27 protein-coding genes are annotated in these 24,678 nt (G+C 62.1%); 10 read left to right on the top strand and 17 right to left on the bottom strand.

Annotated features, from left to right (window positions below):
* Position 1: 1 nt before the first annotated feature.
* Positions 2-652, bottom strand: coding sequence for a TetR family transcriptional regulator C-terminal domain-containing protein (locus tag CO667_RS26715; protein ID WP_097621293.1), 651 nt, complete (start codon positions 650-652; stop codon positions 2-4).
* A 16-nt stretch (positions 653-668) separates the two neighbouring features.
* Here CO667_RS26715 and CO667_RS34995 point away from each other — a divergent pair, with 16 nt between their 5' ends.
* From CO667_RS34995 to hydA, 4 genes are read left to right on the top strand one after another with little or no spacing between them, the layout of a single operon-like run.
* Positions 669-926, top strand: coding sequence for a hypothetical protein (locus tag CO667_RS34995; protein WP_143540752.1), 258 nt, complete (start codon positions 669-671; stop codon positions 924-926).
* Positions 927-954: 28 nt separating this feature from the next.
* Entirely contained in the window at positions 955-2,208 is a 1,254-nt protein-coding gene (locus CO667_RS26720) for a Zn-dependent hydrolase (RefSeq protein ID WP_097621294.1), read from the top strand.
* Positions 2,208-2,798 carry an endonuclease domain-containing protein gene (locus CO667_RS26725; protein WP_097621295.1) on the top strand — a complete coding sequence of 197 codons (591 nt, stop codon included), beginning with the start codon at positions 2,208-2,210 and terminating at the stop codon, positions 2,796-2,798. The genes CO667_RS26720 and CO667_RS26725 overlap by 1 nt, the downstream gene beginning before the upstream one ends.
* The gene (gene hydA / locus CO667_RS26730) at positions 2,795-4,249 is read left to right on the top strand and encodes a dihydropyrimidinase (RefSeq protein WP_097621296.1); all 1,455 of its coding nucleotides are present in this window, start codon (positions 2,795-2,797) and stop codon (positions 4,247-4,249) included. Before CO667_RS26725 ends, hydA begins: the two co-directional genes overlap by 4 nt.
* A 58-nt stretch (positions 4,250-4,307) precedes the next feature.
* Here the strand turns inward: hydA and CO667_RS26735 are convergent, their stop codons facing one another.
* Positions 4,308-4,721 carry a cupin domain-containing protein gene (locus CO667_RS26735; RefSeq protein ID WP_097621297.1) on the bottom strand — a complete coding sequence of 138 codons (414 nt, stop codon included), beginning with the start codon at positions 4,719-4,721 and terminating at the stop codon, positions 4,308-4,310.
* Positions 4,722-4,815: 94 nt separating this feature from the next.
* Here CO667_RS26735 and CO667_RS26740 point away from each other — a divergent pair, with 94 nt between their 5' ends.
* From CO667_RS26740 to CO667_RS26770, 6 genes are all read left to right on the top strand, one after another.
* Positions 4,816-5,601: an ABC transporter ATP-binding protein gene (locus CO667_RS26740; RefSeq protein ID WP_097621298.1), complete on the top strand. Its 786-nt coding sequence runs from the start codon at positions 4,816-4,818 to the stop codon at positions 5,599-5,601.
* Positions 5,602-5,832: 231 nt separating this feature from the next.
* On the top strand, positions 5,833-6,762 hold the full coding sequence (locus CO667_RS26750; protein WP_097621300.1) for an ABC transporter permease: 930 nt from the start codon (positions 5,833-5,835) through the stop codon (positions 6,760-6,762).
* Positions 6,759-7,886, top strand: coding sequence for an ABC transporter permease (locus CO667_RS26755; protein WP_097621301.1), 1,128 nt, complete (start codon positions 6,759-6,761; stop codon positions 7,884-7,886). Before CO667_RS26750 ends, CO667_RS26755 begins: the two co-directional genes overlap by 4 nt.
* Positions 7,887-7,944: 58 nt before the next feature.
* Positions 7,945-8,916 carry an ABC transporter substrate-binding protein gene (locus CO667_RS26760; protein ID WP_097621302.1) on the top strand — a complete coding sequence of 324 codons (972 nt, stop codon included), beginning with the start codon at positions 7,945-7,947 and terminating at the stop codon, positions 8,914-8,916.
* A gap of 398 nt (positions 8,917-9,314) precedes the next feature.
* Complete coding sequence (locus CO667_RS26765) at positions 9,315-10,505, top strand: efflux RND transporter periplasmic adaptor subunit (RefSeq protein ID WP_097621303.1); 1,191 nt, start codon at positions 9,315-9,317, stop codon at positions 10,503-10,505.
* Positions 10,506-10,517: 12 nt separating this feature from the next.
* A complete protein-coding gene (locus tag CO667_RS26770; RefSeq protein WP_097621304.1) occupies positions 10,518-13,841 on the top strand; it encodes an efflux RND transporter permease subunit in 3,324 nt (1,107 codons plus the stop codon).
* Between the two features lie 122 nt (positions 13,842-13,963).
* On the opposite strand, the gene ureG is transcribed toward CO667_RS26770, so the two are convergent.
* The 15 genes from ureG to urtD form a co-directional block, all read right to left on the bottom strand.
* The gene (gene ureG / locus CO667_RS26775; RefSeq protein WP_097621305.1) at positions 13,964-14,575 is read right to left on the bottom strand and encodes an urease accessory protein UreG; all 612 of its coding nucleotides are present in this window, start codon (positions 14,573-14,575) and stop codon (positions 13,964-13,966) included.
* A gap of 119 nt (positions 14,576-14,694) precedes the next feature.
* A complete protein-coding gene (locus CO667_RS26780) occupies positions 14,695-15,366 on the bottom strand; it encodes an urease accessory protein UreF (protein ID WP_097621306.1) in 672 nt (223 codons plus the stop codon).
* Between the two features lie 6 nt (positions 15,367-15,372).
* The gene (ureE, locus tag CO667_RS26785; RefSeq protein WP_097621307.1) at positions 15,373-15,963 is read right to left on the bottom strand and encodes an urease accessory protein UreE; all 591 of its coding nucleotides are present in this window, start codon (positions 15,961-15,963) and stop codon (positions 15,373-15,375) included.
* 84 nt (positions 15,964-16,047) lie between these two features.
* Positions 16,048-16,911: a GGDEF domain-containing protein gene (locus CO667_RS26790; RefSeq protein WP_097621308.1), complete on the bottom strand. Its 864-nt coding sequence runs from the start codon at positions 16,909-16,911 to the stop codon at positions 16,048-16,050.
* Positions 16,912-17,241: 330 nt separating this feature from the next.
* Complete coding sequence (locus tag CO667_RS26795; protein WP_097621309.1) at positions 17,242-17,913, bottom strand: TIGR02117 family protein; 672 nt, start codon at positions 17,911-17,913, stop codon at positions 17,242-17,244.
* Between the two features lie 31 nt (positions 17,914-17,944).
* Positions 17,945-19,657: an urease subunit alpha gene (gene ureC, locus CO667_RS26800; protein WP_097621310.1), complete on the bottom strand. Its 1,713-nt coding sequence runs from the start codon at positions 19,655-19,657 to the stop codon at positions 17,945-17,947.
* A 3-nt stretch (positions 19,658-19,660) separates the two neighbouring features.
* The gene (locus CO667_RS26805; RefSeq protein WP_179874226.1) at positions 19,661-20,251 is read right to left on the bottom strand and encodes a Urease operon accessory protein; all 591 of its coding nucleotides are present in this window, start codon (positions 20,249-20,251) and stop codon (positions 19,661-19,663) included.
* A gap of 49 nt (positions 20,252-20,300) precedes the next feature.
* Positions 20,301-20,708, bottom strand: a complete 408-nt coding sequence (locus CO667_RS26810; RefSeq protein ID WP_097621312.1) for a lysozyme inhibitor LprI family protein — start codon at positions 20,706-20,708, stop codon at positions 20,301-20,303.
* 17 nt (positions 20,709-20,725) lie between these two features.
* Positions 20,726-21,031, bottom strand: a complete 306-nt coding sequence (locus CO667_RS26815; protein WP_003542314.1) for an urease subunit beta — start codon at positions 21,029-21,031, stop codon at positions 20,726-20,728.
* A gap of 11 nt (positions 21,032-21,042) precedes the next feature.
* Complete coding sequence (locus CO667_RS26820) at positions 21,043-21,294, bottom strand: DUF1272 domain-containing protein (protein ID WP_097621313.1); 252 nt, start codon at positions 21,292-21,294, stop codon at positions 21,043-21,045.
* Positions 21,295-21,303: 9 nt separating this feature from the next.
* The gene (locus tag CO667_RS26825) at positions 21,304-21,606 is read right to left on the bottom strand and encodes an urease subunit gamma (protein WP_097621314.1); all 303 of its coding nucleotides are present in this window, start codon (positions 21,604-21,606) and stop codon (positions 21,304-21,306) included.
* A gap of 28 nt (positions 21,607-21,634) precedes the next feature.
* On the bottom strand, positions 21,635-22,456 hold the full coding sequence (locus CO667_RS26830) for an urease accessory protein UreD (protein WP_097621315.1): 822 nt from the start codon (positions 22,454-22,456) through the stop codon (positions 21,635-21,637).
* 152 nt (positions 22,457-22,608) lie between these two features.
* Positions 22,609-23,304 carry an urea ABC transporter ATP-binding subunit UrtE gene (gene urtE, locus CO667_RS26835; protein WP_027683363.1) on the bottom strand — a complete coding sequence of 232 codons (696 nt, stop codon included), beginning with the start codon at positions 23,302-23,304 and terminating at the stop codon, positions 22,609-22,611.
* Between the two features lie 18 nt (positions 23,305-23,322).
* Positions 23,323-23,841, bottom strand: a complete 519-nt coding sequence (locus tag CO667_RS26840) for a hypothetical protein (protein ID WP_097621332.1) — start codon at positions 23,839-23,841, stop codon at positions 23,323-23,325.
* Positions 23,842-23,917: 76 nt separating this feature from the next.
* The gene (gene urtD / locus CO667_RS26845) at positions 23,918-24,673 is read right to left on the bottom strand and encodes an urea ABC transporter ATP-binding protein UrtD (RefSeq protein ID WP_097621333.1); all 756 of its coding nucleotides are present in this window, start codon (positions 24,671-24,673) and stop codon (positions 23,918-23,920) included.
* Between the last annotated feature and the right edge of the window lie 5 nt (positions 24,674-24,678).

Here is a 24,678-nt window from a genome sequence, read left to right on the forward strand (position 1 = left end):
GTCAGCTCTCAAGACCATTCGGTCGCAGCCCGCCAATAAAGAGCTGCTCCAGAAACCGCGCCGCATCCTCGAAGCGCCCCTCGCCGGCATGTTCCTGTCCGAGCACCGCGCGAACCTGGACGTCGAAATCCGCGTAATGCTGCGTTGTCGACCAGATGGAGAAGATCAGGTGGTAGGGGTCGCATTTGACGATCTTGCCCGATTTCGCCCAGGCGCGGATGACCTCCGCCTTCTCGTCGACCAGCTCCTTCAGCGGACCCTTCAGCTCGTCTTCGATATGCGGCGCCCCCTGCAGCACCTCATTGGCGAAGAGCCGGCTTTCGCGGGGAAAATCGCGCGCCATCTCCAGCTTGCGCCTGATGTAGCTGCGGATTTCCTCCTCGGGATTGCCCTCGGCGTCGAAGGCGCGCAGCGGCTCCAGCCAGGTGTAGAGCACCCGGTCGATCAGCGCCCGGTGCATGGCTTCCTTCGTGCGGAAATAATAGAGCAGGTTGGGTTTCGACATGCCGGCCACTTCGGCGATCTGGTCGATGGTCGAGCCGCGGAAGCCGTTTGCCGAAAACACGTCGAGCGCCGCCTCCAGGATCTGCTCTTCCTTCTCCTCCTGGATTCGCGTCCGCCTCAGGGTTTTCGCTGCTCTCGGTATGGTCACAGGCTGTTATTTCCCCTTGAAATTCAACTTCTTCGCTCAAGTTTTAGCGGAAGGCATCCCCTGCCGCTTTCTTGAGCAACTGCCCTTATTTTTATCGGCAATTTTCGTGATTTTCGTCTTGAGCCCGGCGGTGGAAGTTGTAATGTTTACCAATCGGTCAAATTATCCGCCAGATGAAAAACAAAGGCAACTGGCGATTTTCCGGCGCTCGACAAAACCAATAAGGGGGCGCAGGAAGGACCACGGGAACAGGCAGGCATGTCCCTTCGCGTGACTGCCGCAAACAGGTGAGGGCATAGGAAATGGTGGCAGCACCAGGCGAGAACATGCGCGTCAATGGCGACCGTCTCTGGGACAGTCTCATGGACATGGCGAAGATCGGCCCCGGCGTGGCCGGCGGCAACAATCGCCAGACGCTGACGGATTCGGATGCGCAAGGCCGCAGCCTTTTCAAGACATGGTGCGACGAAGCGGGCCTCTCCATGGGCATCGACCGCATGGGCACGATGTTTGCCACTCGCCCCGGCACCGACCCCGATGCCCTGCCCGTCTATGTCGGCTCGCATCTCGACACCCAGCCGACCGGCGGCAAATATGACGGCGTGCTGGGTGTGCTTGCCGCCCTCGAAGTCGTGCGCACCATGAACGATCTCGGCATCAAAACGAAGCACCCGATCGTCGTCACCAACTGGACGAACGAGGAAGGCGCGCGTTTTGCCCCCGCCATGCTGGCCTCAGGCGTCTTCGCCGGCGTGCACAGCCTGGATTTTGCCTATAACCGCAGGGATCCCGAAGGCAATCTGTTCGGCGACGAACTGAAGCGCATCGGCTGGGTCGGCGACGAAGAGGTCGGCGCCCGCAAGATGCACGCCTATTTCGAATATCACATCGAGCAGGGCCCGATCCTCGAAGCCGAGGACAAGCAGATCGGCGTCGTCACCCATTGCCAGGGCCTGTGGTGGCTGGAATTCACCCTGACCGGCAAGGAGGCCCACACCGGCTCGACGCCGATGAACCTACGCGTCAATGCCGGCCTCGCCATGGCCCGCATCCTGGAGATGGTCCAGGGCGTGGCGATGAGCGAGCAGCCCGGTGCCGTCGGCGGCGTCGGCCAGGTGTTCTTCTCGCCGAATTCGCGCAACGTCCTGCCGGGCAAGGTCGTCTTCACCGTCGACATCCGCTCGCCCGACAAGGCCAAGCTCGACCGCATGCGGGCGAAGATCGAGGCGGAAGCGCCTGAGATCACCGATGCGCTCGGTGTCGGCTGTTCCATCGAGGCGATCGGCCATTTCGAGCCGGTCACCTTCGATCCGAAACTGGTCACCTCGGTGCGCGATGCCGCCGAACGGCTCGGCTACAGCCACATGAACATCATCTCCGGCGCCGGCCACGACGCCTGCTGGGCCGCCAAGGTCGCGCCGGCGACGATGGTCATGTGCCCCTGCGTCGGCGGTCTCTCTCACAACGAGGCCGAGGAGATTTCCAAGGAATGGGCGACGGCGGGCGCCGATGTGCTGTTCCATGCAGTGGTCGAGACGGCGGAGATTGTGGTGTGATGGCTAGCGTCGCGCCCGGAGCCCCCTCATCCGACCCTTCGGGCCACCTTCTCCCCGCTGGGGAGAAGGGAACGGTGCACGTTGCGGCTTCCCCCTTCTCCTCTCGGGGAGAAGGTGCCCGGAGGGCGGATGAGGGGGCTCCGGGTGCGACGAAAATTATCAAGCAGGATATCCGGAAACATCGCACCGACAAAACCGACCAGGCCAGGGCTCTTCGCCGCAATGAAACCGAAGAGGAATACCATCTGTGGAGCGACCTGCGCTCCCGCCGCTTGAACGGCTATAAGTTTGCAAGGCAAGTTCCTCTCGGTCCGTTCATTGTCGATTTCCTCTGTCGCGAAAAACGATCGATCGTCGAAGTCGACGGCTTCCAGCATGCCGAAAGCGTCACCGATCAACGGCGAACCGAATGGCTCAATGCAAATGGCTATTCGGTCCTGCGCTTCTGGAATCAGGAAGTCTCTCGCGAAAGACGCTCGGTACTCGAAACAATCCTGGCAGCATTGGAAGGCCGGTTTGAAGCCAGCAAGGAGACGCTCAGCTTCTATTCACCAGCCGAATCTACAGACAAGAACGGGGAACGACCATGACCACAGTCATCAAGAACGGCACCATCGTCACCGCCGACCTCACCTACAAGGCTGACGTGAAGATCGACGGCGGCAAGATCGTCGAGATCGGGCCAAACCTCTCGGGCGACGAGACGCTCGATGCCACCGGCTGCTACGTCATGCCGGGCGGCATCGATCCGCATACCCATCTCGAAATGCCCTTCATGGGCACCTATTCCTCCGACGATTTCGAGAGCGGCACGCGCGCGGCCCTTTCCGGCGGCACGACGATGGTGGTCGATTTCGCCCTGCCCGCCCCCGGCCAGTCGCTGCTGGAAGCGCTGACCATGTGGGACAACAAGTCGACCCGGGCCAATTGCGATTATTCCTTTCACATGGCGGTCACCTGGTGGAGCGAGCAGGTGTTCAAGGAGATGGAGACCATCGTCCGCAACAAGGGCATCAACACCTTCAAGCACTTCATGGCTTACAAGGGTGCACTGATGGTTGACGATGACGAGATGTTCGCATCCTTCCAGCGCTGCGCCGAGCTCGGCGCGCTGCCGCTGGTGCACGCCGAAAACGGCGACGTCGTCGCCTCGATGTCGGCAAAGCTGCTGGCCGAAGGCAATAACGGCCCCGAGGCGCATGCCTATTCGCGGCCCGCCGAAGTCGAGGGCGAAGCCACAAACCGCGCCATCATGATCGCCGACATGGCCGGCTGCCCCGTCTATATCGTCCACACCTCCTGCGAACAGGCGCACGAAGCGATCCGCCGCGCCCGCGCCAAGGGCATGCGCGTCTACGGCGAACCGTTGATCCAGCACCTGACGCTCGACGAGAGCGAATATTCCAACCCCGATTGGGATCACGCCGCCCGCCGGGTGATGTCACCGCCCTTCCGCAGCAAGCAGCACCAGGACTCGCTGTGGGCGGGCCTTGCCTCCGGCTCGCTGCAGGTCGTCGCCACCGATCATTGCGCCTTCACCACCGCGCAGAAGCGTTTCGGGGTCGGCGATTTCACCAAGATCCCGAACGGCACCGGCGGCCTCGAAGACCGCATGCCGATGCTCTGGACGCACGGCGTCAACACCGGCCGGCTGACGATGAACGAATTCGTCGCCGTCACCTCGACCAACATCGCCAAGATCCTCAACATCTATCCGAAGAAGGGCGCGATCCTCGTCGGCGCCGATGCCGACATCGTCGTCTGGGACCCGAAACGCTCGAAGACCATCTCGTCCAAGGCCCAGCAGTCGGCGATCGATTATAACGTCTTCGAGGGGAAGGAAGTGACCGGCCTGCCGCGCTATACGCTGACGCGCGGCGTCGTCGCGATCGAGGAAAGCACCATCAAGACCCGCGAGGGCCACGGCGAATTCGTCCGGCGCGAACCGGTGACGGCCGTCAGCAAGGCGCTGTCCACCTGGAAGGAGATCACGTCTCCGCGCAAGGTGGAGCGCAGCGGCATTCCGGCGACCGGCGTCTGACGATGGAGCGTCGCGAAACGGCCATCAACCGGGGACCGCTGCTTTGATGCCGATGACCTCACGCCGGCACCAGCACGTCCAGTTCCGGCAGAAGTACGACGCTTTCCTGCTCGTTCGGATCGGTGCGCGCGATGATCGCCGTGCACGGCGTGCTGCTGAGGTTTGCCGGCAGGTGCGGCACGCCGGCCGGGATATAGAACAGTTCGCCGGCATGAACGACGACGTGATGCTCGAGCCGATCTCCGTACCAGGTATGCGCCTCGCCGGAGAGCATGTAGATCGCCGTCTCGTGCGCCTCGTGCAGATGCGCCTTGGCGCGGACGCCGGGCGGGATCGTCAGCAGGTGCATGCAGATGCCCTTGGCGCCGACCGTTTCGGCCGCGATCCCCTGGAAATAGCTGAGCCCCTGCTTGCCGTCATAGGCATGGTTGGGGCGAACGATGTGGCAGGTGGGCTTTGATGTCACGTCCATCCTCATCCTCCATGAAGTGTATCGTCGATAAAACCGGCGGTAATGATAGCACGCAAACCGCGTTCCCGCGGCGAAAACAAGACTGGTCGCATTGATGCAAACACCCTCCGTCGTATCCGCCAAGGATCTCTGTCTCACCTACCAGGCGAATGACGGCCCGGTGCGCGCACTGAGCGATGTCAATCTCGATGTCCGCAAGGGCGATTTCGTCTCTTTCATCGGCCCGTCGGGCTGCGGCAAGACAACCTTCCTGCGGGTCATCGCCGATCTCGAGAAGAGCACCTCGGGCGAGATCTCGATCAACGGCATGACGCCGGAGGAGGCCCGCAAGGCCCGCGCCTACGGCTATGTCTTCCAGGCGCCGGCGCTCTATCCCTGGCGCACCATCGAAAGCAACATCGCCCTGCCGCTGGAGATCATGGGTTATGGCGGCGCCGACCGGGCGAGGCGCATCGCCGAGGCGCTCGACCTCGTCAGCCTTTCCGGCTTCGAAAAGAAATTCCCCTGGCAGCTTTCGGGCGGTATGCAGCAGCGCGCATCGATCGCCCGCGCACTCGCCTTCGATGCCGACCTGCTGCTGATGGACGAGCCCTTCGGCGCGCTCGACGAGATCGTCCGCGACCATCTGAACGAAGAGCTGCTGAAACTCTGGACCCGCACCAACAAGACGATCTGCTTCGTCACCCATTCCATCCCCGAGGCGGTCTATCTCTCGACCAAGATCGTGGTGATGTCACCGCGCCCGGGCCGGGTGACCGACGTGATCGACTCGACCCTGCCGGCCGACCGCCCGCTCGACATCCGCGACACCCCCGAATTCCTGGAAATCGCCCATCGCGTTCGCGAAGGGCTGAGGACGGGGCATAGCCATGAGGTATAGGGCGTTGAGTTCGAGGGTTACCCCCCTCTGCCCTGCCGGGCATCTCCCCCACAAGGGGGGAGATCGACATGCCGAAACGGCTTCCCCAAACAACGAAAGGCCCCTGATCCGGCGCGGGAGCAGTGGGGACCGACGCGCTATCCTCTTGCCAATCTCCCCCCTTGTGGGGGAGATGCCCGGCAGGGCAGAGGGGGGTGTCGCCGCACTCAACACCACATGGGAGCAAATCCCATGAAGTCAGACACCCTCAAGAACAAGATCATCCCCGTCACCACCATCCTGCTCGCTCTCATAGCCATCTGGTATGTCGCCGCCGTGCTCATGAACGCGCCGTTCCAGCGCGACATGGACGGCCGTGCCGGCGTCACCCCGACCACCTTCGAATTTATCGGCAAGACGCTCGCCCAGCCGAAGCCGATCCTGCCGGCGCCGCATCAGGTGGCGCAGAACGTCTATGAAAACACCGTCCTGCGCAGTCTTTCGAGCAATCGCAGCCTAGTCTATCATAGCTGGGTGACGCTCTCCTCCACCCTGCTGGGTTTCGGCTTCGGCATGCTGCTCGGCATCCTTCTAGCGGTGCTGATCGTGCATAACCGCGCCATGGACCGCTCGCTGATGCCCTGGCTGGTGGCGAGCCAGACCATACCGATCCTTGCGATTGCGCCGATGATCGTCATCATCTCCTACAATGTGCTGACCGGCGACAATGCGATTGCCCATCTGCTGAACCTCGATTCCGACGCCTCCCGCCTCGTCTCCAAGGCGCTGATCTCCACCTACCTCTCCTTCTTTCCGGTCGCCGTCGGCATGGTGAAGGGGCTGCGGTCGCCTGAGATCATGCATCTCGACCTGATGCGCACCTATTATGCCAGCCCGACGCAGACGTTCTGGAAGCTGCGTGTTCCCGCCTCGATCCCTTTCCTCTTCACCTCGATGAAGGTCGCGATCGCCGCCAGCCTCGTCGGCGCCATCGTCGGCGAGCTGCCGACCGGGGCTGTCGCCGGAATCGGCTCGAAGCTGCTCGCCGGCTCCTATTACAGCCAGACCATCGATATCTGGGCAGCTCTGGTCGCCGGATCGCTGTTGGCGGGCTTCCTGGTTGCGATCGTCGGCATTGCCGCAAAGATCGTCGACCGCGCCATGGGCGGGAGGCCGGCATGAGACATCTGACCTTCTCCTGGCAGGGCGTGACCGCCCTCCTCCTCTGCTTCGCGGCGCTGATCACTCTGCCGCTTCTGGCCGAGGGCGCGGCGCGGCCGCTCACCGACGGCACGACAAGCCTCGTCTTCATCATCGTCATCGCGGCCGCCCTGCTGTCTTTTGCGCCGCAGCCGCCGTCCTACCGCGCCACCGTGCTGTTCATCGGCGCGCATGGTGCTGCCTGGATGCTGCTTTCCGCTCTTTCCGGCAATGAGGGCATGGCGACGCGGGCCTTCTTCCTGCTGCTCTTTTCCTGCTGGTTGCTGGCTTGGCGATGCGTTACCGAGCTGTCGAAACTGCAGCCCGTCACCACCTTCGGCAAATCGACACTCCAGTTGCTGATCCCGGCAATCTTCGGCGCCTGGATCCTCATCCTCTGGGAAGCGGTCACGCGCGGCGCCGGCATCCCGTTCATCATCCTGCCGCCGCCGAGCGCCATCGGCATACGCATCATGGCCTCCCTGCCGATCCTCGGTGCTGACGTCAGGCAGACGATCTTCAAGGCGGTGCTGATCGGTTATATCGTCGGCTGCCTCAGCGGCTTCGCTGTGGCAGTGCTGGCTGATCGCATCACCTTCCTGCGCCGCGGCCTGCTGCCGATCGGCAACATGGTGTCGGCCCTGCCGATCATCGGCGTCGCCCCTGTTATGGTCATGTGGTTCGGCTTCGACTGGCCGTCGAAAGCCGCCGTCGTCATCATCATGACCTTCTTCCCGATGCTGGTGAACACCGTCGCTGGGCTGGCAGCCTCCGGCAGCATGGAGCGCGACCTGATGCGAACCTATGCCTCGAGCGACTGGCAAACGCTGCTGAAGCTCAAGCTGCCGGCAGCCATGCCCTTCATTTTCAACGCACTGAAGATCAACTCGACGCTGGCGCTGATTGGTGCCATCGTTGCCGAATTCTTCGGAACGCCGATCGTCGGCATGGGCTTCCGCATCTCCACCGAGATCGGCCGCATGAATGTCGACATGGTCTGGGCGGAAATCGCCGTCGCGGCGCTGGCCGGCTCGATCTTTTATGGCATCATCGCCCTGACCGAACGGGCGGTGACGTTCTGGCATCCGTCTATCCGTGGTGGCTAGGCGCGCACGGGGTTCGAAAATGAGCCCGGGCATAACTTCAGAGGGTAAGGATAAGAAAATGAGAAAGTTGATGGTTGCAATGATGGCAAGCGCAATGTCGCTTGCAGCAGCCCATGCGATGGCCGCCGACAAGGTGGTGCTGCAGTTGAAATGGGTCACCCAGGGCCAGTTCGGCGGCTACTACGTCGCCAAGGACAAGGGCTTCTACAAGGAAGAAGGCCTCGACGTCGACATCAAGCCCGGTGGTCCCGATATCGCCCCCGAGCAGGTGATCGCAGGCGGTGGCGCCGATGTCATCGTCGACTGGATGGGCGGCGCGCTGGTTGCCCGCGAAAAGGGCGTTCCGCTTGTCAACATCGCCCAGCCCTACCAGAAGTCCGGCCTGGAAATGATCTGCCGCAAGGACGGCCCGGTCAAGACCGAAGCCGACTTCAAGGGCCACACGCTCGGCGTCTGGTTCTTCGGCAACGAATATCCCTTCTTCGCCTGGATGAACAAGCTCGGCCTGTCCACGGAAGGCGGCGCGAACGGCGTCACCGTGCTGAAGCAGAGCTTCGACGTGCAGCCGCTCGTCCAGAAGCAGGCCGACTGCATCTCCGTCATGACCTATAACGAATACTGGCAGGCGATCGATGCCGGCTTCAAGCCGGAGGAACTGACGGTCTTCAACTACACCGAGATGGGCAACGACCTTCTGGAAGACGGCCTCTATGCGATGGAGGACAAGCTGAAGGACCCGGCCTTCAAGGAGAAAATGGTCAAGTTCGTCCGCGCCTCTATGAAGGGCTGGAAATATGCCACTGAGAATCCCGACGAAGCCGCCGAGATCGTCATGGACAATGGCGGCCAGGACGAGAACCATCAGAAGCGCATGATGGGCGAAGTCGCCAAGCTGGTCGGCGACGGCTCCGGCAAGCTCGACGAGGCGCTCTATGCCCGCACGGCAAAGGCGTTGCTCGACCAGAAGATCATCAGCAAGGAGCCCGCGGGCGCCTGGACGCACGACATTACCGACGCCGCTTCCAAGTAGTTCCGGCAATATTGCGAAGGCAAACGCGCGGAAGATTTTCCGCGCGTTTTGTTTTTTCCGCGCAAGGTGGAAAAACGCCTTGCAACTGTCGCATTTATCCGGCGTCAAACGTCATGGGGTAGAAGCGCGATCAATCTTCGTAATGTTGACATAACCTTGCGGTGATTGATTGACGTCGGAATGGTCATTAATATCGCCTCATGGGGAATTGTTTTCTGCCGGACTTGTAGATCGAGCAAATCGATACCACCTACAAACCGAATTTGCCGACGAGGGATGAAGACGGCAAAGGATCGGCGGATACCTCTGAGAATGCAGGAAGGGCAGTGGCCTGATCGCGCGCTGAGTGGCAGACGCGCGAGTTCGGCCAACCTTATCATAAGATTGGACGAAGACGCATGGCACGCAAGCCGATTGGAATTCTAGGCGCCGCTACCCTTTTTGCAGCGGCCCTTGCTGCATCAACTGCATTTTCGCAGGAAAAGCCGGTCGAAAAACCGCAGCAGAACCTGCCGGCGATTGTCGTCACCAAGGCGACGAACCGGACGCTCGTCGATCGTGTCATCGGCACGGGAACGGTCAAGCCCGTCGAGGAAGTCTATATTCAGCCGCAGGTCGAAGGCCTCTCCATCCGCACGCTGAAAGCCGATATCGGCGATAAGGTCCAGGCGGAAAGCACGCTGGCGACGCTCAACGACGACGCGCTGGTGCTGGAGAAGAGCCAGATGATGGCGACGAAGGCCAAGGGTGAGGCAAGCCTCGCTCAGCTGCGCGCCCAGCTCATCGAAGCCCAGGCCAATGCCGAACAGGCCAGGCAGCAACAGGCCCGCTCCCAGGAAATGGGCAAGAAAGGCACGGTTTCCACCGCCCAGGTCGAGCAGGCCGATGCAAACGCCGCCGCCGCCAATGCCCGCGTCGTCTCTGCCGAACAGGCGATCGAGGTCGCCGAAGCCGATCTCAAGGTCTTCGACAGCCAGATCGCCGATGCCGATCTGAAGCTCGCCCGCACCGATGTGAAGACGCCGGTCGCCGGCACGATCTCGGCCAAGAACGCCAAGGTCGGCGCCATTGCCGCCGGCAACGGCGATCCGCTGTTCACCCTCATCCGCGACGGCGATATCGAGCTTGTCGCCGAAGTCGCCGAAAGCGATATCGTCAGAGTGATGGCCGGCCAGAAGGCGACGATTTCCCTTTCCGGCAGCCGCGAGAAGCTCTCCGGCGCCGTACGCCTGGTGTCTCCGACCGTCGATCCGACCACCCGCCTCGGTCTCGTCCATATTTCCATCGACGATGACAGCAAGGCGCGTTCCGGCATGTATGGCAGCGCCGAGATCATCGTCCGGGAGACCGAGGGCGTATCGCTTCCCCTGACCGCCGTGCTGACCGGCAACGAAGGCTCCTCCGCCCGCAAGGTCGAGGACGGCGTGGTGAAATTCGCCAAGATCGAGACCGGCATCCAGGACGGCGCCTATGTCGAGATCGTGAATGGATTGAAGAGCGGCGACGAGGTCGTGGCCAAGGCGGGTGCCTATGTCCGCGACGGCGACCACATTACGCCGGTGCGTGAACAGCCCCCGGCTTCCAACTAAAGAGACCATCCGATGAATTTTTCAGCCTGGTCCATTCGAAATCCGATCGCGCCGCTCCTGGCCTTCTGCCTGCTGATATTCATCGGCATACAGTCCTTCAATAAGCTGCCGATCACGCGCTTCCCGAACATCGACGTGCCGCTCGTTTCGATCAGCGTGACGCAGAGCGGCGCTTCCCCGGCCGAACTCGAAATGCAGGTGACCAAGGAGATCGAAGACGCGATCGCCTCCATCACCGGCATCGACGAAATCTCGTCGACGGTAACCGACGGCAGCTCGCAGACCAACGTCATGTTCCGGATGGAAGTGCCGACGGAACAGGCCGTGCAGGACGTCAAGGACGCGATCGATCGCATTCGCAGCGATCTGCCGGCGACGGCCGAAGCGCCAATCGTCACCAAGGTCGATGTCGAGGGTCAGGCAATCCAGACCTTCGCCGTTTCCTCGCCGGCTATGTCGCTGGAAGAACTCTCCTGGTTCGTCGACGATACCGTCAAGCGTGCACTGCAGGGCCAGGCCGGCATCGGCCGCGTCGACCGTTACGGCGGCGCCGAGCGCGAAGTGCGTATCGAACTGACCCCCGGCAAGCTCGATGCCTATGGCATCACCGCCGCAAGCGTGAACCAGCAGCTGCGCGGCACCAACATCGACCTCGGCTCCGGCCGCGGCCAGGTGGCCGGCAGCGAGCAGGCGATCCGAGTTCTCGGCGATGCCCGCAATGTCGCCGAGCTCGCCGACACGACGATCGCGCTGCCGAACGGCCGCTTCGTCAAACTGTCCGATCTCGGTGTCATCAAGGACACCTATGAAGAGCCGAAATCCTTCTCGCGCTTCAACGCCACGCCGGTTGTCACCTTCGGCGTCTTCCGCTCGAAGGGCGCCAGCGAAGTCAGCGTCGCCGAAACCGTGGCGCAGAGCCTCGACAAGGTGCGGGCCGAAAACCCGAACGTGAAGATCGAGCTGATCGACGATTCGGTTTATTTCACCTACGGCAACTATGAAGCCGCCATCCATACGCTGCTCGAAGGGGCGCTGCTCGCCGTCATCGTCGTCTTCCTGTTCCTGAGGAACTGGCGCGCGACGCTGATTTCGGCCATTGCCCTTCCGCTGTCGGCGATCCCGACCTTCTGGATCATGGACATGATGGGCTTCTCGCTGAACCTCGTCAGCTTCCTCGCTTTGACGCTCGCAACAGGCATCCTCGTCGACGATGCGATCGTCGAAATCGAAAACATCGCCCGCCACATCAAGATGGGCAAAACACCGTACCGGGCGGCGATCGAGGCGGCGGATGAAATCGGCCTTGCCGTCATCGCCACCACCTTCACGATTATCGCCGTCTTCGTGCCGGTTTCCTTCATGCCGGGCATTCCGGGCCAGTACTTTATCCAGTTCGGCCTGACGGTTGCCTTTTCGGTCTTCTTCTCGCTGATGGTCGCGCGCCTCATCACCCCGATGATGGCCGCCTATCTCATGCGCGCCGAAGACGGCGTCGACGACCATCACGACAATGACGGCCTTCTAATGAAGGGCTATACGCGCCTTGTCACAGGCACGACCCGCAAGTGGTATTGGCGTTATACGACGCTGATCGTAGCCCTCCTCTTCACGGTTGGTTCGGTCGTGGCGCTGTTCATGTTCGTGCCCGGCAGCTTTCTGCCGACGGAAGACGCTTCGCGCATCGTTCTCTCCGTCGAACTGCCGCCCAATGCGCGGCTCGACGACACCGAAAAGACGACCGATGCAATCTATGACAGGGTGAAGGACATCAATGGCGTCGAAAGCGTCTTCGTCCTCGGTGGCGCATCGCCGAAGGGCGATCTCGAGCTGCGCCGCGCGACCATCACGCTGGCACTTCACAAGCTCGACCAGTCGTTGATCAAGAAGGTGGTCAACGACGTCTTCGGCGCTATCCCGGTCATCGGGCCGAAGCTGCCGAAGGTGGAAGTCCACGGCCGCGAACGCCCGCAATGGGACATCGAAACGGAAGTCTACGCCAGGCTACGCGATATTCCCGACGTCCACATCCTCAAGCTCAACGACCGCGGCGAACGTGGACTCTCCTTCAACTTCCTCTCCAAGAACGAGAAGGACCTGAACGACGCGGTCGGCATTCTGGAATCGAAGCTCCGCGCCGATCCGCTGCTCGCCAATGTCAGCGCAGACGGCGCCCTGCCCCGTCCGGAACTGCAGGTCTACCCGCGCAAGGACGAAGCTGCCCGCCTCGGCATCACGCCGCAGCAGATCTCAGAAACGATCCGCGTCGCTACCATCGGCGATGTCGATGCCGCCCTTGCCAAGATCTCGCTCGACGATCGCCAGATCCCGATCCGAGTCCAGGCGGCACTCGACATGCGCCGCGATCTTGCTGCCCTCCGGGCACTAAAGATCCAGACTGCCAGCGGCGGCACCGTTCCGCTCGCGAGCGTTGCCAATATCGACTATTCGGAAGGCGTAAGCTCGATCAAGCGCAACAACCGTTACCGCGTCGTCTCGATCGGCTCCGACCTGCCGCAGGGCGTGGCGCTCGATACGGCCTCGGCCCGCTTCCGCGAGATCGTCAAGGAGGCCAACATCCCGGCCACGGTGCATCTTGCCGAAAGCGGCGACACCAAGGTGCAGACCGAGATGCAGCAGAGCTTCGTCAACGCCATGTTGATGGGCCTCCTGCTGGTGTTGACGGTGCTGATCCTGCTCTTCAAGGACGTGATCCAGCCCTTCACCATCCTGTTCTCGCTGCCGCTTGCCATCGGCGGTGTCGCGGCGGCTCTGATCCTTACCAGCAATCCGCTGTCCATGCCTGTCATGATCGGCATTCTGATGCTGATGGGCATCGTCACCAAGAACGCCATCCTGCTCGTCGATTTCGCGATTGAGATGCGCCACCAGGGCATGGCCCGCGTCGAGGCCATGGTCGAAGCCGGCCGCAAGCGCGCCCGGCCGATCATCATGACCTCGATCGCCATGTCGGCGGGCATGCTACCTTCCGCGCTCGGTGTCGGCGAAGGCGGCTCGTTCCGCGCGCCGATGGCGATCGCGGTGATCGGCGGCATCATCGTCTCGACGGTGCTCTCGCTCGTCGTCGTGCCTTCCTTCTTCCTGATCATGGATGATCTGTCCCGCCTGCTCGGCTGGGCCTTCGGCCGCTTGGTCGGCAGGAAGGATCAGGAAGAGTTACCGCTGTCGCGCGAGGATCTCACCCGCGTCACCCGCGAGAACCGCAGCGATATCGACTCGCTGGACGAGCGTCTGACCGCGATCGAAAAGCCGGAAGACAAACGCAAGAAGGCCAACGACACCAACGTGCTTCGCCTGCCGCCCTTCGCGGCCGAGTGAGCAAAGGCTCAGGAAATCAAAGCGGGCCGGGAGCGATCTCCCGGCCCGTTTCGCTTTGCCTTGATGGATGCGGCAGACGGGACGGATTTCTCCTTGCCGTCGGCGCCCACCTCCTTGACCGCTCAGAGCCCACCCTGCTCCCTGAGGAAGCTGACGATCGCGTTGATACCGTCGCCGCGCTTCATGTCGGAGAAAACGAAGGGACGCGTCGCGCGCATGCGCGCCGCATCCCGGTCCATCACCTCGAGATCGGCGCCGACATAAGGTGCCAGATCCTTCTTGTTGATGACCAGCAGATCCGAGCGGGTGATGCCGGGCCCGCCCTTGCGTGGGATTTCCTCGCCCTGGCAGACGGAAATGACATAGATGGTGATATCGGCAAGATCGGGCGAAAAGGTCGCCGCCAGATTGTCGCCGCCGGATTCGATGAAGACGACGTCGAGATCGGGGATCCGCTGGTTGAGACCGGCGATCGCCTGAAGGTTGATGGTCGCATCCTCGCGAATGGCGGTGTGCGGGCAACCGCCCGTCTCGACGCCGACGATGCGGTCCGAAGGCAGTGCCTGCATGCGCACCAACGCTTCGGCATCTTCGGTCGTGTAGATATCGTTGGTGACGACGGCGACGGAATAGTCGTCACGCATCGCCTTGCAGAGCTTTTCCGTCAGCGCCGTCTTGCCCGAGCCGACCGGCCCGCCGATGCCGACGCGCAGAGGTCCGTTTCTTGATTTCATCTGTTTTACTCCAATCGAAGCCCGATGATAGCGACGCCGCCGGCGCGCGCCACCGTCAAATGACTTAGAGCGGTTCAGCTGACCACTCTAAGCTTTTATTTTTACGCAATTCCGGACGATCACGAGCGGAACAGCCGCGTCGCCTGCGTCTCGTGGCGCAGGCTGGCAATATCGGCCTGCACCGTCGCCGAGCCCAGATCATCGAGCGTCGAGGCCGCCGCGCGCCGGGCGACCTCCGCGATACGCTCTTCGAGGCCAGCAAGCACTGCAACGCCATCCTTCTGCCCGGCGACTCCGAGACGGATGCCTGATGACACCGCCTGCGAGGCATAGGCGTGCAGAAAAACCGCAAGCACCTTCTCAGGCCCTATGCCATGCGCGCCCGCAACTGCCCCGACCGCAATGGGATAAGCGGCCTTGCGGGGCAGCCTTTCGAACACCTCGTTCGGCCAGGCCCGCGCCGCCGCCAGGAAGGCGTCTCCGAGCAGCATCGTTTCCTGATGGCGCTCACGCGATCCAGCAAGCGCCTCGGCGAGTGCGGCGACGTCGGCAAGGCGCGCGGGTTCTGCTTGGCCCCTGTGGCTTTCGGCCAGAAGCACCGCATCGTTCCAGACCGACCCATGGTCGATCAGCGTGCCGATCCAGGCCGCAAGCGAGGCCGCATCGGTGACGAGTCCGTCGGCCACGGCCCGCTCCAGCCCACCCGAATAGGCAAAGCCGCCGATCGGAAAGGCCGGCGAGAGCCATGCCGTCAGGCGCAGCAATGCCTTCAGCTCAGAGTCCCCGGTCATCGGCTCTCAGTCGTGCTTATGATCATGATGTCCGTGATCATGATCATGATCGCGACCGTGGTCATGATCACATCCCGGTCCATGCACATGGTCGTGGCCATGATCATGTTTGTGGTCATGCCCGTGGTCATGAGCCGCATGGCCGTGATCGTGCGAATGCCCGCCATGGGAATGGTAGGCTCCGCGCGCCGGCTGGAAGGGCTCGTCGATATCGAGGACGGTGGCGCCGAGCCCCTGCAGCATGGTGCGGATGACGTGGTCGCGCAGGATGACGATGCGGTCCTCCTCGATCTGCGCGGCGAGATGACGGTTGCCGAGATGCCAGGCAAGCTCGACCAGATGGGTGCGGTCGCGGCCGCGAACCTCGAAGAGTTTCTCATCGGCCGCGAGGATCTCGATCAACTCGCCATCGTCGCGCACCAGCAGGTCGCCATTGGCGAAAAGCACCGGGTCCTTGAGATCGAGCATGACCATCTCGCCATTTTCCAGATGCAGCAGCTTGCGGCGCAGATGGCGCAGATCGTGCGGCAGCTTGACCTGGGCGGTCGGATGGGAGGAAGGGGTTCCGGCGGGAAGATAGGAGGTAACGCGCTGCATGATATGTCCGTTTTGCTGAGGCGACCACGCAAAATAGCCTCTCCCGACGCAAGCACCAATGGCCTTTTGCTCGCAACGGGGATTTTATATTCCGTAAGCCTGCATCACGTTGTCGCTCTCGGCTCCCCGGCCCTTGGCATCGAGGCTGTTGTCGACGAGCCCGTGCCAGGCGTGATGCAAACCTTCCCGCTCGTGGACGACGCGATTGCGCCCGAGCGCCTTGGCGAGATAGAGCGCTCGGTCTGCCGAAGCATAAACCGCCTGCTTGTTGCACCCGGTGCCGAGATCGGCAACACCGCCGGAAACGGTGATGCGAATATCGTGGCCCTCGGCCGCGATCGCGCCGCTGGCGATCCGGGCCCGGACACCCTCGATGCGCTCCATCCGCGCCTCCAGCGGCTCGCCGGAGACGATGACGCCGAACTCCTCCCCACCCAGCCGTGCGACGACGGACATCTCATCGAAGGCGGATGTGAGCATGGCCGAGACGGCGGTGATGACGGCATCGCCGCAGGCATGGCCGAAGCGATCGTTGATCGCCTTGAAGCGGTCGACATCGAAAATGACGAGCGAGGCGTTGCCCTCGGTATTCTCGAGCGCCTCTGTGAAGGCACGCCGGTTCAGCAGGCCAGAAAGTGTGTCCGTGCGGCTGAGCTTTTCGAACTCCGCCCGCGACAGCGTCAGCTCATGCAGGGCAAAACCGGCAGCCAGCGACAGCATGCCGGAAACCGTCCCACCAACGAGCCAGGAAAAAATGGCGCCGAAGCCGATCGCATGCGAGAGCGTCACCGGCAGCAGCCCGAAAAAGCCGAGCGGCGGTATCGTCAGCGATATGATGACGCCGGAGAGAATGACGGCAAGAAAGCTCATCTTCAGAGCGAAGAGATAGACGTTCCTGCGATGTTGAAAATTGCCGAATTCGGCCTGCAGCGACATCCAGTTACTCATGAGAATCAACCTTCCTGCCCGGCGTTGCAAGGCATTGATAAGAGCCCAATTGCTGCGGGTGTCTTAATCGACTCGTTAAAATTCGACCGGTTTTGGACGATTCCGTCGGCAGATTTTTTCTAGCAGTGGCTGCAAACGTCCAATCCCTGAATCGGACAGGACAGGGTGTCATCTATGTCATTGACGTAAAATGTCTTTTTCGGCCTTCACGAGGGAGCTGTTCCAGAATGGTTTACCTGGGGAAAACACAGGGTTTCTCAGTGATTTTTACAACCGGACGGAGAGTGTTGTTCACAATTTCGTTTACGAACGGACCGCTCGGCGAATGCTTCAATTGTAGACAGAAAGAGATAACCGCAATGATTGTGGAAGCGGATTCCATAGGCCGGTCCGAAGCCCCGCCGACCGGAGTGCTGCGGCAGTCCAGGTGTTGCAGCCGACGAGAGCGTTGAAGTATCCCTTGGCCTCGAAGAACCGGTCGATCTCCCCGTAACCCGCATTCGGAATCGGCGCGATCTCGCCCGCGTCGCGAACGAAGCTGTCCGAGATAAAATTGATTAGCCGCGCCAATTGATCGTCACTGACATCGAATGCCGCAACGGCGGGCTGCGGCTCGGTGATGTGACCGGCAAGGTCCACGTGCAGCACCGAACGATCGATCGTCAGCGCCCGCAGCACCGGCAGCGGCTTCAGCTCCGCCCAGGTCGGAGTCTCCAGATAGAAGGCACGGCCGCCCCAGCCGACGATGAGCCATTCCGCATTCGGATGGCCGAGTGGAAAATCGGGATTGTCGAGGAAGGAGAAGGTGGCGCGCGTCTTTTCGTCGAGCGGAATGGCAATATCGGTATGGATCGCTCCCGACAGCAGGAGAATCCGATGCGTCGCCGCCACAGACGACGCCTCGACCGGGGCAATCAGCGGCCGGGGAATGAAGGTTCCGCAGGCCGCCAAAAATACGAGCAGCAATACGATCCGCAGCAACCAGCGGATGCCCGTCCTCATCGGAACCACCGGTCACACATCGGGCGTGCGCCTAAAACAGGAAATAGCGCTGCGCCATCGGCAGCACCGTCGCCGGCTCGCATGTCAGCAGTTCGCCGTTCGCCCTGACTTCGTAGGTCTCCGGATCGACCTCGATCTCCGGTGTCAGATCGTTGTGGATCATCGATGCCTTGGAGATGCCGCCGCGCGTATTCTTCACCGCCACCAGCTCCTTGGCGACACCGAGCCGGCCCTTCAGGCCGGCGTCGAGTGAGGCCTGGCTGACGAAGGTGACGGAGGAATTGGTGAGGCTCTTGCCGTAGGAGGCAAACATCGGCCGGTAGTGCACCGGCTGCGGCGTCGGGATCGAGGCATTCGGATCGCCCATCGGGGCAGCCGCGATCGAGCCGCCGAGCAGCACCATGTCGGGCTTCACCCCGAAGAAGGCCGGATTCCACAGTACGAGGTCGGCACGCTTGCCAACTTCGACCGAACCGATTTCACGGCTGAGGCCGTGGGCGATCGCCGGATTGATGGTGTATTTGGCGATGTAGCGGCGGACGCGGAAATTGTCGTTGTCACCCTGTTCCTCTTTGAGCCGGCCGCGTTGGCGCTTCATCTTGTCGGCCGTCTGCCAGGTGCGGATCGCCACCTCGCCGACGCGGCCCATGGCCTGGCTGTCGGAAGAGATGATCGAGAAGGCGCCGATATCGTGCAGAATATCTTCCGCCGCGATCGTCTCCTTGCGGATCCGGCTTTCGGCAAAGGCGATATCCTCGGGGATCGACGGCGACAGGTGATGGCAGACCATCAGCATGTCGAGATGTTCGGCGATGGTGTTGACCGTATAGGGCCGCGTCGGATTGGTGGACGAGGGAATGACGTTCGGCTGGCCGCAGATCTTGATAATGTCAGGCGCGTGGCCACCACCCGCCCCTTCGGTATGGAAGGCATGAATGGTGCGGCCCTTGATGGCGCCGATCGTATCCTCGACGAAGCCGCTTTCGTTCAGCGTGTCGGTGTGGATCATCACCTGCACGTCGTACTCGTCGGCGACTGACAGGCAGCAGTCGATGGCAGCAGGCGTCGTGCCCCAATCCTCATGCAGCTTCAGCGAGGTGGCGCCGGCCAGCACCATTTCGGTCAGCGCCCCCGGCAGCGAGGCATTGCCCTTGCCGGCAAAGGCAAGGTTCATCGGGAAGGCGTCGGCGGCCTCGATCATGCGCGCGAGATGCCAGGGACCGGGCGTGCAGGTGGTGGCAAGCGTGCCATGCGCCGGCCCCGTGCCGCCGCCGAGCATGCAGGTCATGCCTGACATCAGCGCTTCTTCGATCTGCTGCGGCGCGATGAAGTGGATATGGCTGTCCATGCCGCCGGCGGTGATAATCTTGCCTTCGGCGGCGATCGCCTCGGTGCCCGGGCCGACGATGATATTGACGCCGGGCTGCATGTCGGGATTGCCGGCTTTGCCGATCGCAACAATGCGGCCGCCCTTGAGCCCGATATCGGCCTTGTAGATGCCCGAATGATCGACGATCACCGCATTGGTGATGACGGTATCGACCGCTCCGTCCGCCCGCGTCACCTGGCTCTGGCCCATGCCATCGCGGATCACCTTGCCGCCGCCGAACTTCACCTCCTCGCCATAGGTGGTGAAATCCTTCTCGATCTCGATGAAGAGCTCCGTATCGGCAAGGCGCACCTTGTCGCCGGTCGTCGGTCCGAACATGCCGGCATAGGCGGCGCGCGAGATCTTATAGGGCATCCATCAGGCTCCGTGGGAGGAAGAAACAAGCATTTTTCCGCCGAGCCGCGTTAGGCGGCCGGCGGCAATACAACTATCGACAAGCTGCCGTTCAGCCGCGAACGGGTGCCATTCCCAGCCGGCATGGCCGAAGCCGGCCAGCGACACCTCGGCCTCGGCATATCTCTCCAGCACTTCAGCAATGACGATCATGCCGCTGCTCGGCACCACATAGGGCTGCGGATCAAAAGCCGAAAGCGATGCGTCGACGGCTTCATGAACCGATTTGTCGATGACGACGTGTGTCTTGCCGGTATCGGCGCAGAAGGCAGTGAACGCATCGGTATAGTCGTCGCAGAAATCGTCGAGTTCCGGATGCGAGACGGCAAGCGGCGCTCGCATCGCGGCAAACGTTTCCGGATCGCGCACGCTCCAGATTTCGCCAGCCGAAACGACGCCGGGATGGGCGCGCCACTCGGGCGAACCGAGCATCGCCTTTGCCGGCCGGCCGGTATTGCAGACCGCAACGGCATCCGTGCGGCTGCCACCGGCGCCATAGGAGCGGCAATCGTTGAAGCGGATGACGAAATCCGCGGCATCGATGATGCCTGCCATTCCTTCTCCGATCTCGCCATTGCCGACGATTACGATCTTCCTGATCACCTTAGTTGCTCATCGTATCTGCGAGCTCTTTCAGCTCCTTGGTACGCTTGTCGGTAATATTGGCGAGACATCCGGCGACCAGCATCGGCTCCATCGTGCCGCCGCGCGCCTGGAAGCCGAAGGCGTCGCACTCGGCGTCGCGATAATCGATCCAGGCGCGTTGCGCCTTGACCAGCGCCCGCTCCGCGCCCTTCATGTCGCCGTCGAGATCCTTGTCAACCGCCGCAAGAGCCGCGCGGGTCTTCTTGTATTGCGCATTCAGGGCCTTGTCGGCGGCCTCATGGCGCACCGCCTCGCAGGACGTCATGTCCGATTGCGTCTTGGGATTCTGGCAGTCGATATCTTGAGCGCAGGCAGCACCTGCCGTCAGCAGGATCGCCGTGCCCGCGAGGCAGATATTCAACCGCATATCTCTCTCCCGTTATCCTAAAGCTTGCCCATCACCAGCTGACGGAAGCCGTAGACCTCGCGTTTGCCGGAAAGCGGGATCAGCGTCACCGAGCGCGTCTGTCCCGGCTCGAAGCGCACCGCCGTTCCCGCCGGAATATCGAGCCGCTTGCCATGCGCCGCGGCGCGGTCAAAGGAAAGCCCGGCATTGGTCTCGGCGAAATGATAGTGGCTGCCGACCTGCACCGGCCGGTCGCCCGTATTGGAAACTTCCAGCGTCACCGTCGGTGCACCGGCATTCAGTTCGATGTCACCGCTTGCGGCAATGATTTCGCCCGGAATCATCTCGTTCTCCTTCAAGCTGCCTTGGGCGCGCAGCCCTCGGCTTTCAGCACGCGTTTCGTTGATGCCGGATTTTTGGTGAGCATGGCGGCCGGCCGGATGGGTCTCGCGACGAGATTGCCGCCGCAATTCGGGCAGGCCCCCTTCAATACGCCATCGGCGCAATCGGCGCAGAAAGTGCATTCATAGGTGCAGATCCGCGCCTCGGTGCTCTCCGGCGGCAAATCCTTGTCGCAGCATTCGCAATTGGGCCTGAGCTCGAGCATGCTCTCTCCCTACCGGATCGGTTCGTGCACGGTGACGAGCTTGGTGCCATCCGGGAAGGTCGCCTCCACCTGAACGTCGTGGATCATCTCGGCAATCCCCTCCATCACCTGATCGCGGCCAATCACATGGGCGCCGGTCTCCATCAGCTCGGCGACCGGACGACCGTCACGGGCGCCTTCGACGACGAAATCGCTGATCAGCGCGATCGCTTCGGGATAGTTCAGCTTGACGCCGCGCTCCAGCCGCCGCCGCGCCACCATCGCCGCCATGGAAATCAGCAGCTTGTCTTTTTCTCTCGGAGTGAGGTTCATCGCTTGCCCATCTGCTTCATAGTCAAATTCATAGATTCCAGACTTTCGGCACAGGCGCACCGTTGCGCAAGACGGAAATGACCGGGATCAGGATTTTTCTCAGCGCGAAGCCGTCTGCTGCCGCAAGGCGAACGACGAGCTTGTCGCTCCAGGCGCTTGCCCCGCCCATCGTCCCTTCGACGAGCGGCCGCACCTTGCCGAGATGGGCTTCCGCCAGCGGACTGGTATAAAGCAGCGTTGCAAAGGCCACCTGCCCGCCGAGCACAGCCTGGCGCGCGGCCAGTGCCGCGATACCCTCGGAAAGTCTGAGCTCCTCGGCATGGATCAGCCGGCCCGCGCGGCGGATGCGCCAGCGGTCGCGGAACAGCCCCGTCTCCACCGTCTCGCCCATCGCCTTGCGGCCGAGCAGCACGGCCTCGACGGCCAGAAATTCGGCGCTGTCGTCAAGATCGACATCCAGTCGGCGGAAAAGTGCAGCCCGATCGAAGAGGATCGTTTCCTGCGGCAGCCAGTCGACGCGGGCCTGGGCTCCGACCTTGATGCTGGTCGTCACCTCGGCGATGCCGGCCGATGCCTTGTAGATCTTCTCGCAGGCCTGTGTGGTGACGTCGATGCGCGTGCCGGCGCCGGCATCGACGCTCCAATCCATCCGGTCGCCGCCCGTCAGCCCGCCAGCGGTATTGATGATGACGGCTTCCATCGAGCCATTGAAGGTATCCGGCAGGCGGATCTTCGCCGCGCCCTCCTGATAGAGCTCACGGATACGCGTGCGGCCATCGAACAGCTTTGCCGCCAGATGCCCGCGTCCCTCCGCTCTTTGCGGTCTCGTGCTCACCGCCGCAATCGTCATATCGTCCCTTTTTGGTCGCGACCCCGGGCTTTCGCTCAAGCGCGGGGATAGCGGAAAGTAAGCAATTCCCATGCCGTCCAGGGATGCCCGCAGCGGCGGCAGGGGATTTGCGAATTGCCGCATCCCCTGCCGCAAAAAACGGCGTCTGCCGATCAGACAGTCAGATGGCGGCGAGCCTCCGGCGTATCCAGCGTTTCGGCAAGCCCTTCATGGACGATCTCGCCACGATCCATAATGTAGACGTAATCGGCAAGCTCGCGGCAAAAGTCGAGATATTGTTCGACGAGCAGGATCGCCATCCCGGTGGAATCGCGGAGATAGCGGATCGCCCGGCCGATATCCTTGATGATCGACGGCTGAATGCCTTCGGTCGGCTCGTCGAGCACGAGGATTTTCGGCCGCGTCACCATGGCGCGGCCGATCGCCAGTTGCTGCTGCTGCCCGCCGGAAAGATCGCCGCCGCGCCGCGACAGCATCGACTTCAGCACCGGGAAGAGACTGAAAATGTCGTCGGGAATATTGCGGTCACGGCGGCCAAGCGGGGCAAAGCCGGTTTCGAGATTTTCCTTGACGGTCAGCAGCGGGAAGATCTCGCGGCCCTGCGGCACATAGCCGATGCCCTGCTTGGCGCGGGCAAAGGGCGGCAGGCCGTTGAGCCTGGTGTCGTTGAAGGTGACGGTGCCGGCCGACAGCGGATGCTGGCCGGTCACGGCGCGCAGAAGCGAGCTCTTGCCGACGCCGTTACGCCCCAGCACGCAGGTGATCTTGCCCATCTCGGCCTTGATCGAGATGCCGCGCAGCGCCTGGGCCGCGCCATAGTGCAGATTTGCGTTTTCGACTGTCAGCATCCGTTCACCCGTTCCCCATCAGTTCATCAGCGTGCGCCTCAGCATCTGCAAGGCGTGCTCCTGTTCTTTCGTTCTTTCGCCGCCGGTCTCGGCCACCTCCTCGGCAATGCCGATCAGTTGCTGACGCTCCTGCATGTCGAGCATCTTCAACCAGAGATCCCGGAACCGGCGGATCGGATCTTCGGGACTGGTGACGTTTTTGGACGCCCATTCGCCGAAAACCAGCACCTCTTCCATGTCGCCCGGCCGGATGATGCCTTTCATGCGGCTGCGGATGACCTCTTTCGCAGCGTCGAGATACATCGGCTTTTCCTTGGCAAGGCAGAAGAAAAAGGCCACCGCCGCAATCGCCGGATCGGCGATCGAGGCCAGCGGCGCGACCTCGGCCTGCTTGCGAAACTTTTTGCGCTTATAAGCGCCGCGCATCCGTTCGACGGAATCGATGATCTCGTTTCCTGCCTCACGCACCATTTTAAGACGCCAATACCAGATGACCGCGCCGCTGATCGCCGCGACCAGAATACCGAGAAAAGCCATGATGAAACCCCACAATAAAACCCGCCCGTTTTAGAGCGTTTTCTTTTGTCAGGTTCAAGCCTGTAAGTTGCATTGATCACCGCCCCAGATAATTCTCGATCACCTTCGGATCCGAGCTGACGAAATCGATCGACCCTTCCGCCAGCACCGAGCCCTCGGCAAGGCACGTCACCTTGACGCCGAGGTCGCGGATGAAGCCCATATCGTGCTCGACGACGACCACCGAGCGGGTCCTGGCGATATCCTTGAGCAGGATCGCGGTTTCCGCCGTTTCCGCATCCGTCATGCCGGCCACCGGTTCGTCGACGAGCAGCAGCTTCGGCTCCTGCGCCAAGAGCATGCCGATCTCCAGCCACTGCTTCTGCCCGTGCGAAAGGTTGGCGGCGAATTCGTCGCGGCGGTGCGTCAGCCGCACCGTTTCGAGGATCTCCTCGATACGTGCCTTGTCCTCGCCCGAAAGCCGGTAGAACAGCGTCGAGAACACGCCACGGCGCCGGTTCAGCGCCAGCTCCAGATTGTCCCAGACCGTATGGCTTTCGAATACCGTCGGCTTCTGGAATTTGCGGCCGATGCCGAGCTGGGCGATGTCGGCCTCGTCTTTCCTGGTGAGGTCGATCGTGCCGTTGAAGAACACCTCGCCTTCGTCGGGCCTGGTTTTGCCGGTGATGATATCCATCATCGTCGTCTTGCCGGCGCCGTTCGGGCCGATAATGGCTCTGAGTTCGCCGGGCTCGATGACGATCGACAGCGAATTCAACGCCTTGAAACCGTCGAAGGAAACCGAGACGCCGCTGAGATAAAGCACGCTGGTGGGTTTGACATCGGGAATCATCGTGC

The sequence above is a fragment of the Rhizobium sp. L43 genome (assembly GCF_002531725.1).
GTDB lineage: Bacteria > Pseudomonadota > Alphaproteobacteria > Rhizobiales > Rhizobiaceae > Rhizobium.

Coding starts and splice junctions, on each gene's coding strand:
- CO667_RS26720 (WP_097621294.1), top strand. CDS start 955: ATGGTGGCAGCACCAGGCGAGAACATGCGCGTCAATGGCGACCGTCTC.
- CO667_RS26725 (WP_097621295.1), top strand. CDS start 2,208: ATGGCTAGCGTCGCGCCCGGAGCCCCCTCATCCGACCCTTCGGGCCAC.
- hydA (WP_097621296.1), top strand. CDS start 2,795: ATGACCACAGTCATCAAGAACGGCACCATCGTCACCGCCGACCTCACC.
- CO667_RS26735 (WP_097621297.1), bottom strand. CDS start 4,721: ATGGACGTGACATCAAAGCCCACCTGCCACATCGTTCGCCCCAACCAT.
- CO667_RS26740 (WP_097621298.1), top strand. CDS start 4,816: ATGCAAACACCCTCCGTCGTATCCGCCAAGGATCTCTGTCTCACCTAC.
- CO667_RS26750 (WP_097621300.1), top strand. CDS start 5,833: ATGAAGTCAGACACCCTCAAGAACAAGATCATCCCCGTCACCACCATC.
- CO667_RS26755 (WP_097621301.1), top strand. CDS start 6,759: ATGAGACATCTGACCTTCTCCTGGCAGGGCGTGACCGCCCTCCTCCTC.
- CO667_RS26760 (WP_097621302.1), top strand. CDS start 7,945: ATGAGAAAGTTGATGGTTGCAATGATGGCAAGCGCAATGTCGCTTGCA.
- CO667_RS26765 (WP_097621303.1), top strand. CDS start 9,315: ATGGCACGCAAGCCGATTGGAATTCTAGGCGCCGCTACCCTTTTTGCA.
- CO667_RS26770 (WP_097621304.1), top strand. CDS start 10,518: ATGAATTTTTCAGCCTGGTCCATTCGAAATCCGATCGCGCCGCTCCTG.
- ureG (WP_097621305.1), bottom strand. CDS start 14,575: ATGAAATCAAGAAACGGACCTCTGCGCGTCGGCATCGGCGGGCCGGTC.
- CO667_RS26780 (WP_097621306.1), bottom strand. CDS start 15,366: ATGACCGGGGACTCTGAGCTGAAGGCATTGCTGCGCCTGACGGCATGG.
- ureE (WP_097621307.1), bottom strand. CDS start 15,963: ATGCAGCGCGTTACCTCCTATCTTCCCGCCGGAACCCCTTCCTCCCAT.
- CO667_RS26790 (WP_097621308.1), bottom strand. CDS start 16,911: ATGAGTAACTGGATGTCGCTGCAGGCCGAATTCGGCAATTTTCAACAT.
- CO667_RS26795 (WP_097621309.1), bottom strand. CDS start 17,913: ATGAGGACGGGCATCCGCTGGTTGCTGCGGATCGTATTGCTGCTCGTA.
- ureC (WP_097621310.1), bottom strand. CDS start 19,657: ATGCCCTATAAGATCTCGCGCGCCGCCTATGCCGGCATGTTCGGACCG.
- CO667_RS26805 (WP_179874226.1), bottom strand. CDS start 20,251: ATGGCAGGCATCATCGATGCCGCGGATTTCGTCATCCGCTTCAACGAT.
- CO667_RS26810 (WP_097621312.1), bottom strand. CDS start 20,708: ATGCGGTTGAATATCTGCCTCGCGGGCACGGCGATCCTGCTGACGGCA.
- CO667_RS26815 (WP_003542314.1), bottom strand. CDS start 21,031: ATGATTCCGGGCGAAATCATTGCCGCAAGCGGTGACATCGAACTGAAT.
- CO667_RS26820 (WP_097621313.1), bottom strand. CDS start 21,294: ATGCTCGAGCTCAGGCCCAATTGCGAATGCTGCGACAAGGATTTGCCG.
- CO667_RS26825 (WP_097621314.1), bottom strand. CDS start 21,606: ATGAACCTCACTCCGAGAGAAAAAGACAAGCTGCTGATTTCCATGGCG.
- CO667_RS26830 (WP_097621315.1), bottom strand. CDS start 22,456: ATGACGATTGCGGCGGTGAGCACGAGACCGCAAAGAGCGGAGGGACGC.
- urtE (WP_027683363.1), bottom strand. CDS start 23,304: ATGCTGACAGTCGAAAACGCAAATCTGCACTATGGCGCGGCCCAGGCG.
- CO667_RS26840 (WP_097621332.1), bottom strand. CDS start 23,841: ATGGCTTTTCTCGGTATTCTGGTCGCGGCGATCAGCGGCGCGGTCATC.
- urtD (WP_097621333.1), bottom strand. CDS start 24,673: ATGATTCCCGATGTCAAACCCACCAGCGTGCTTTATCTCAGCGGCGTC.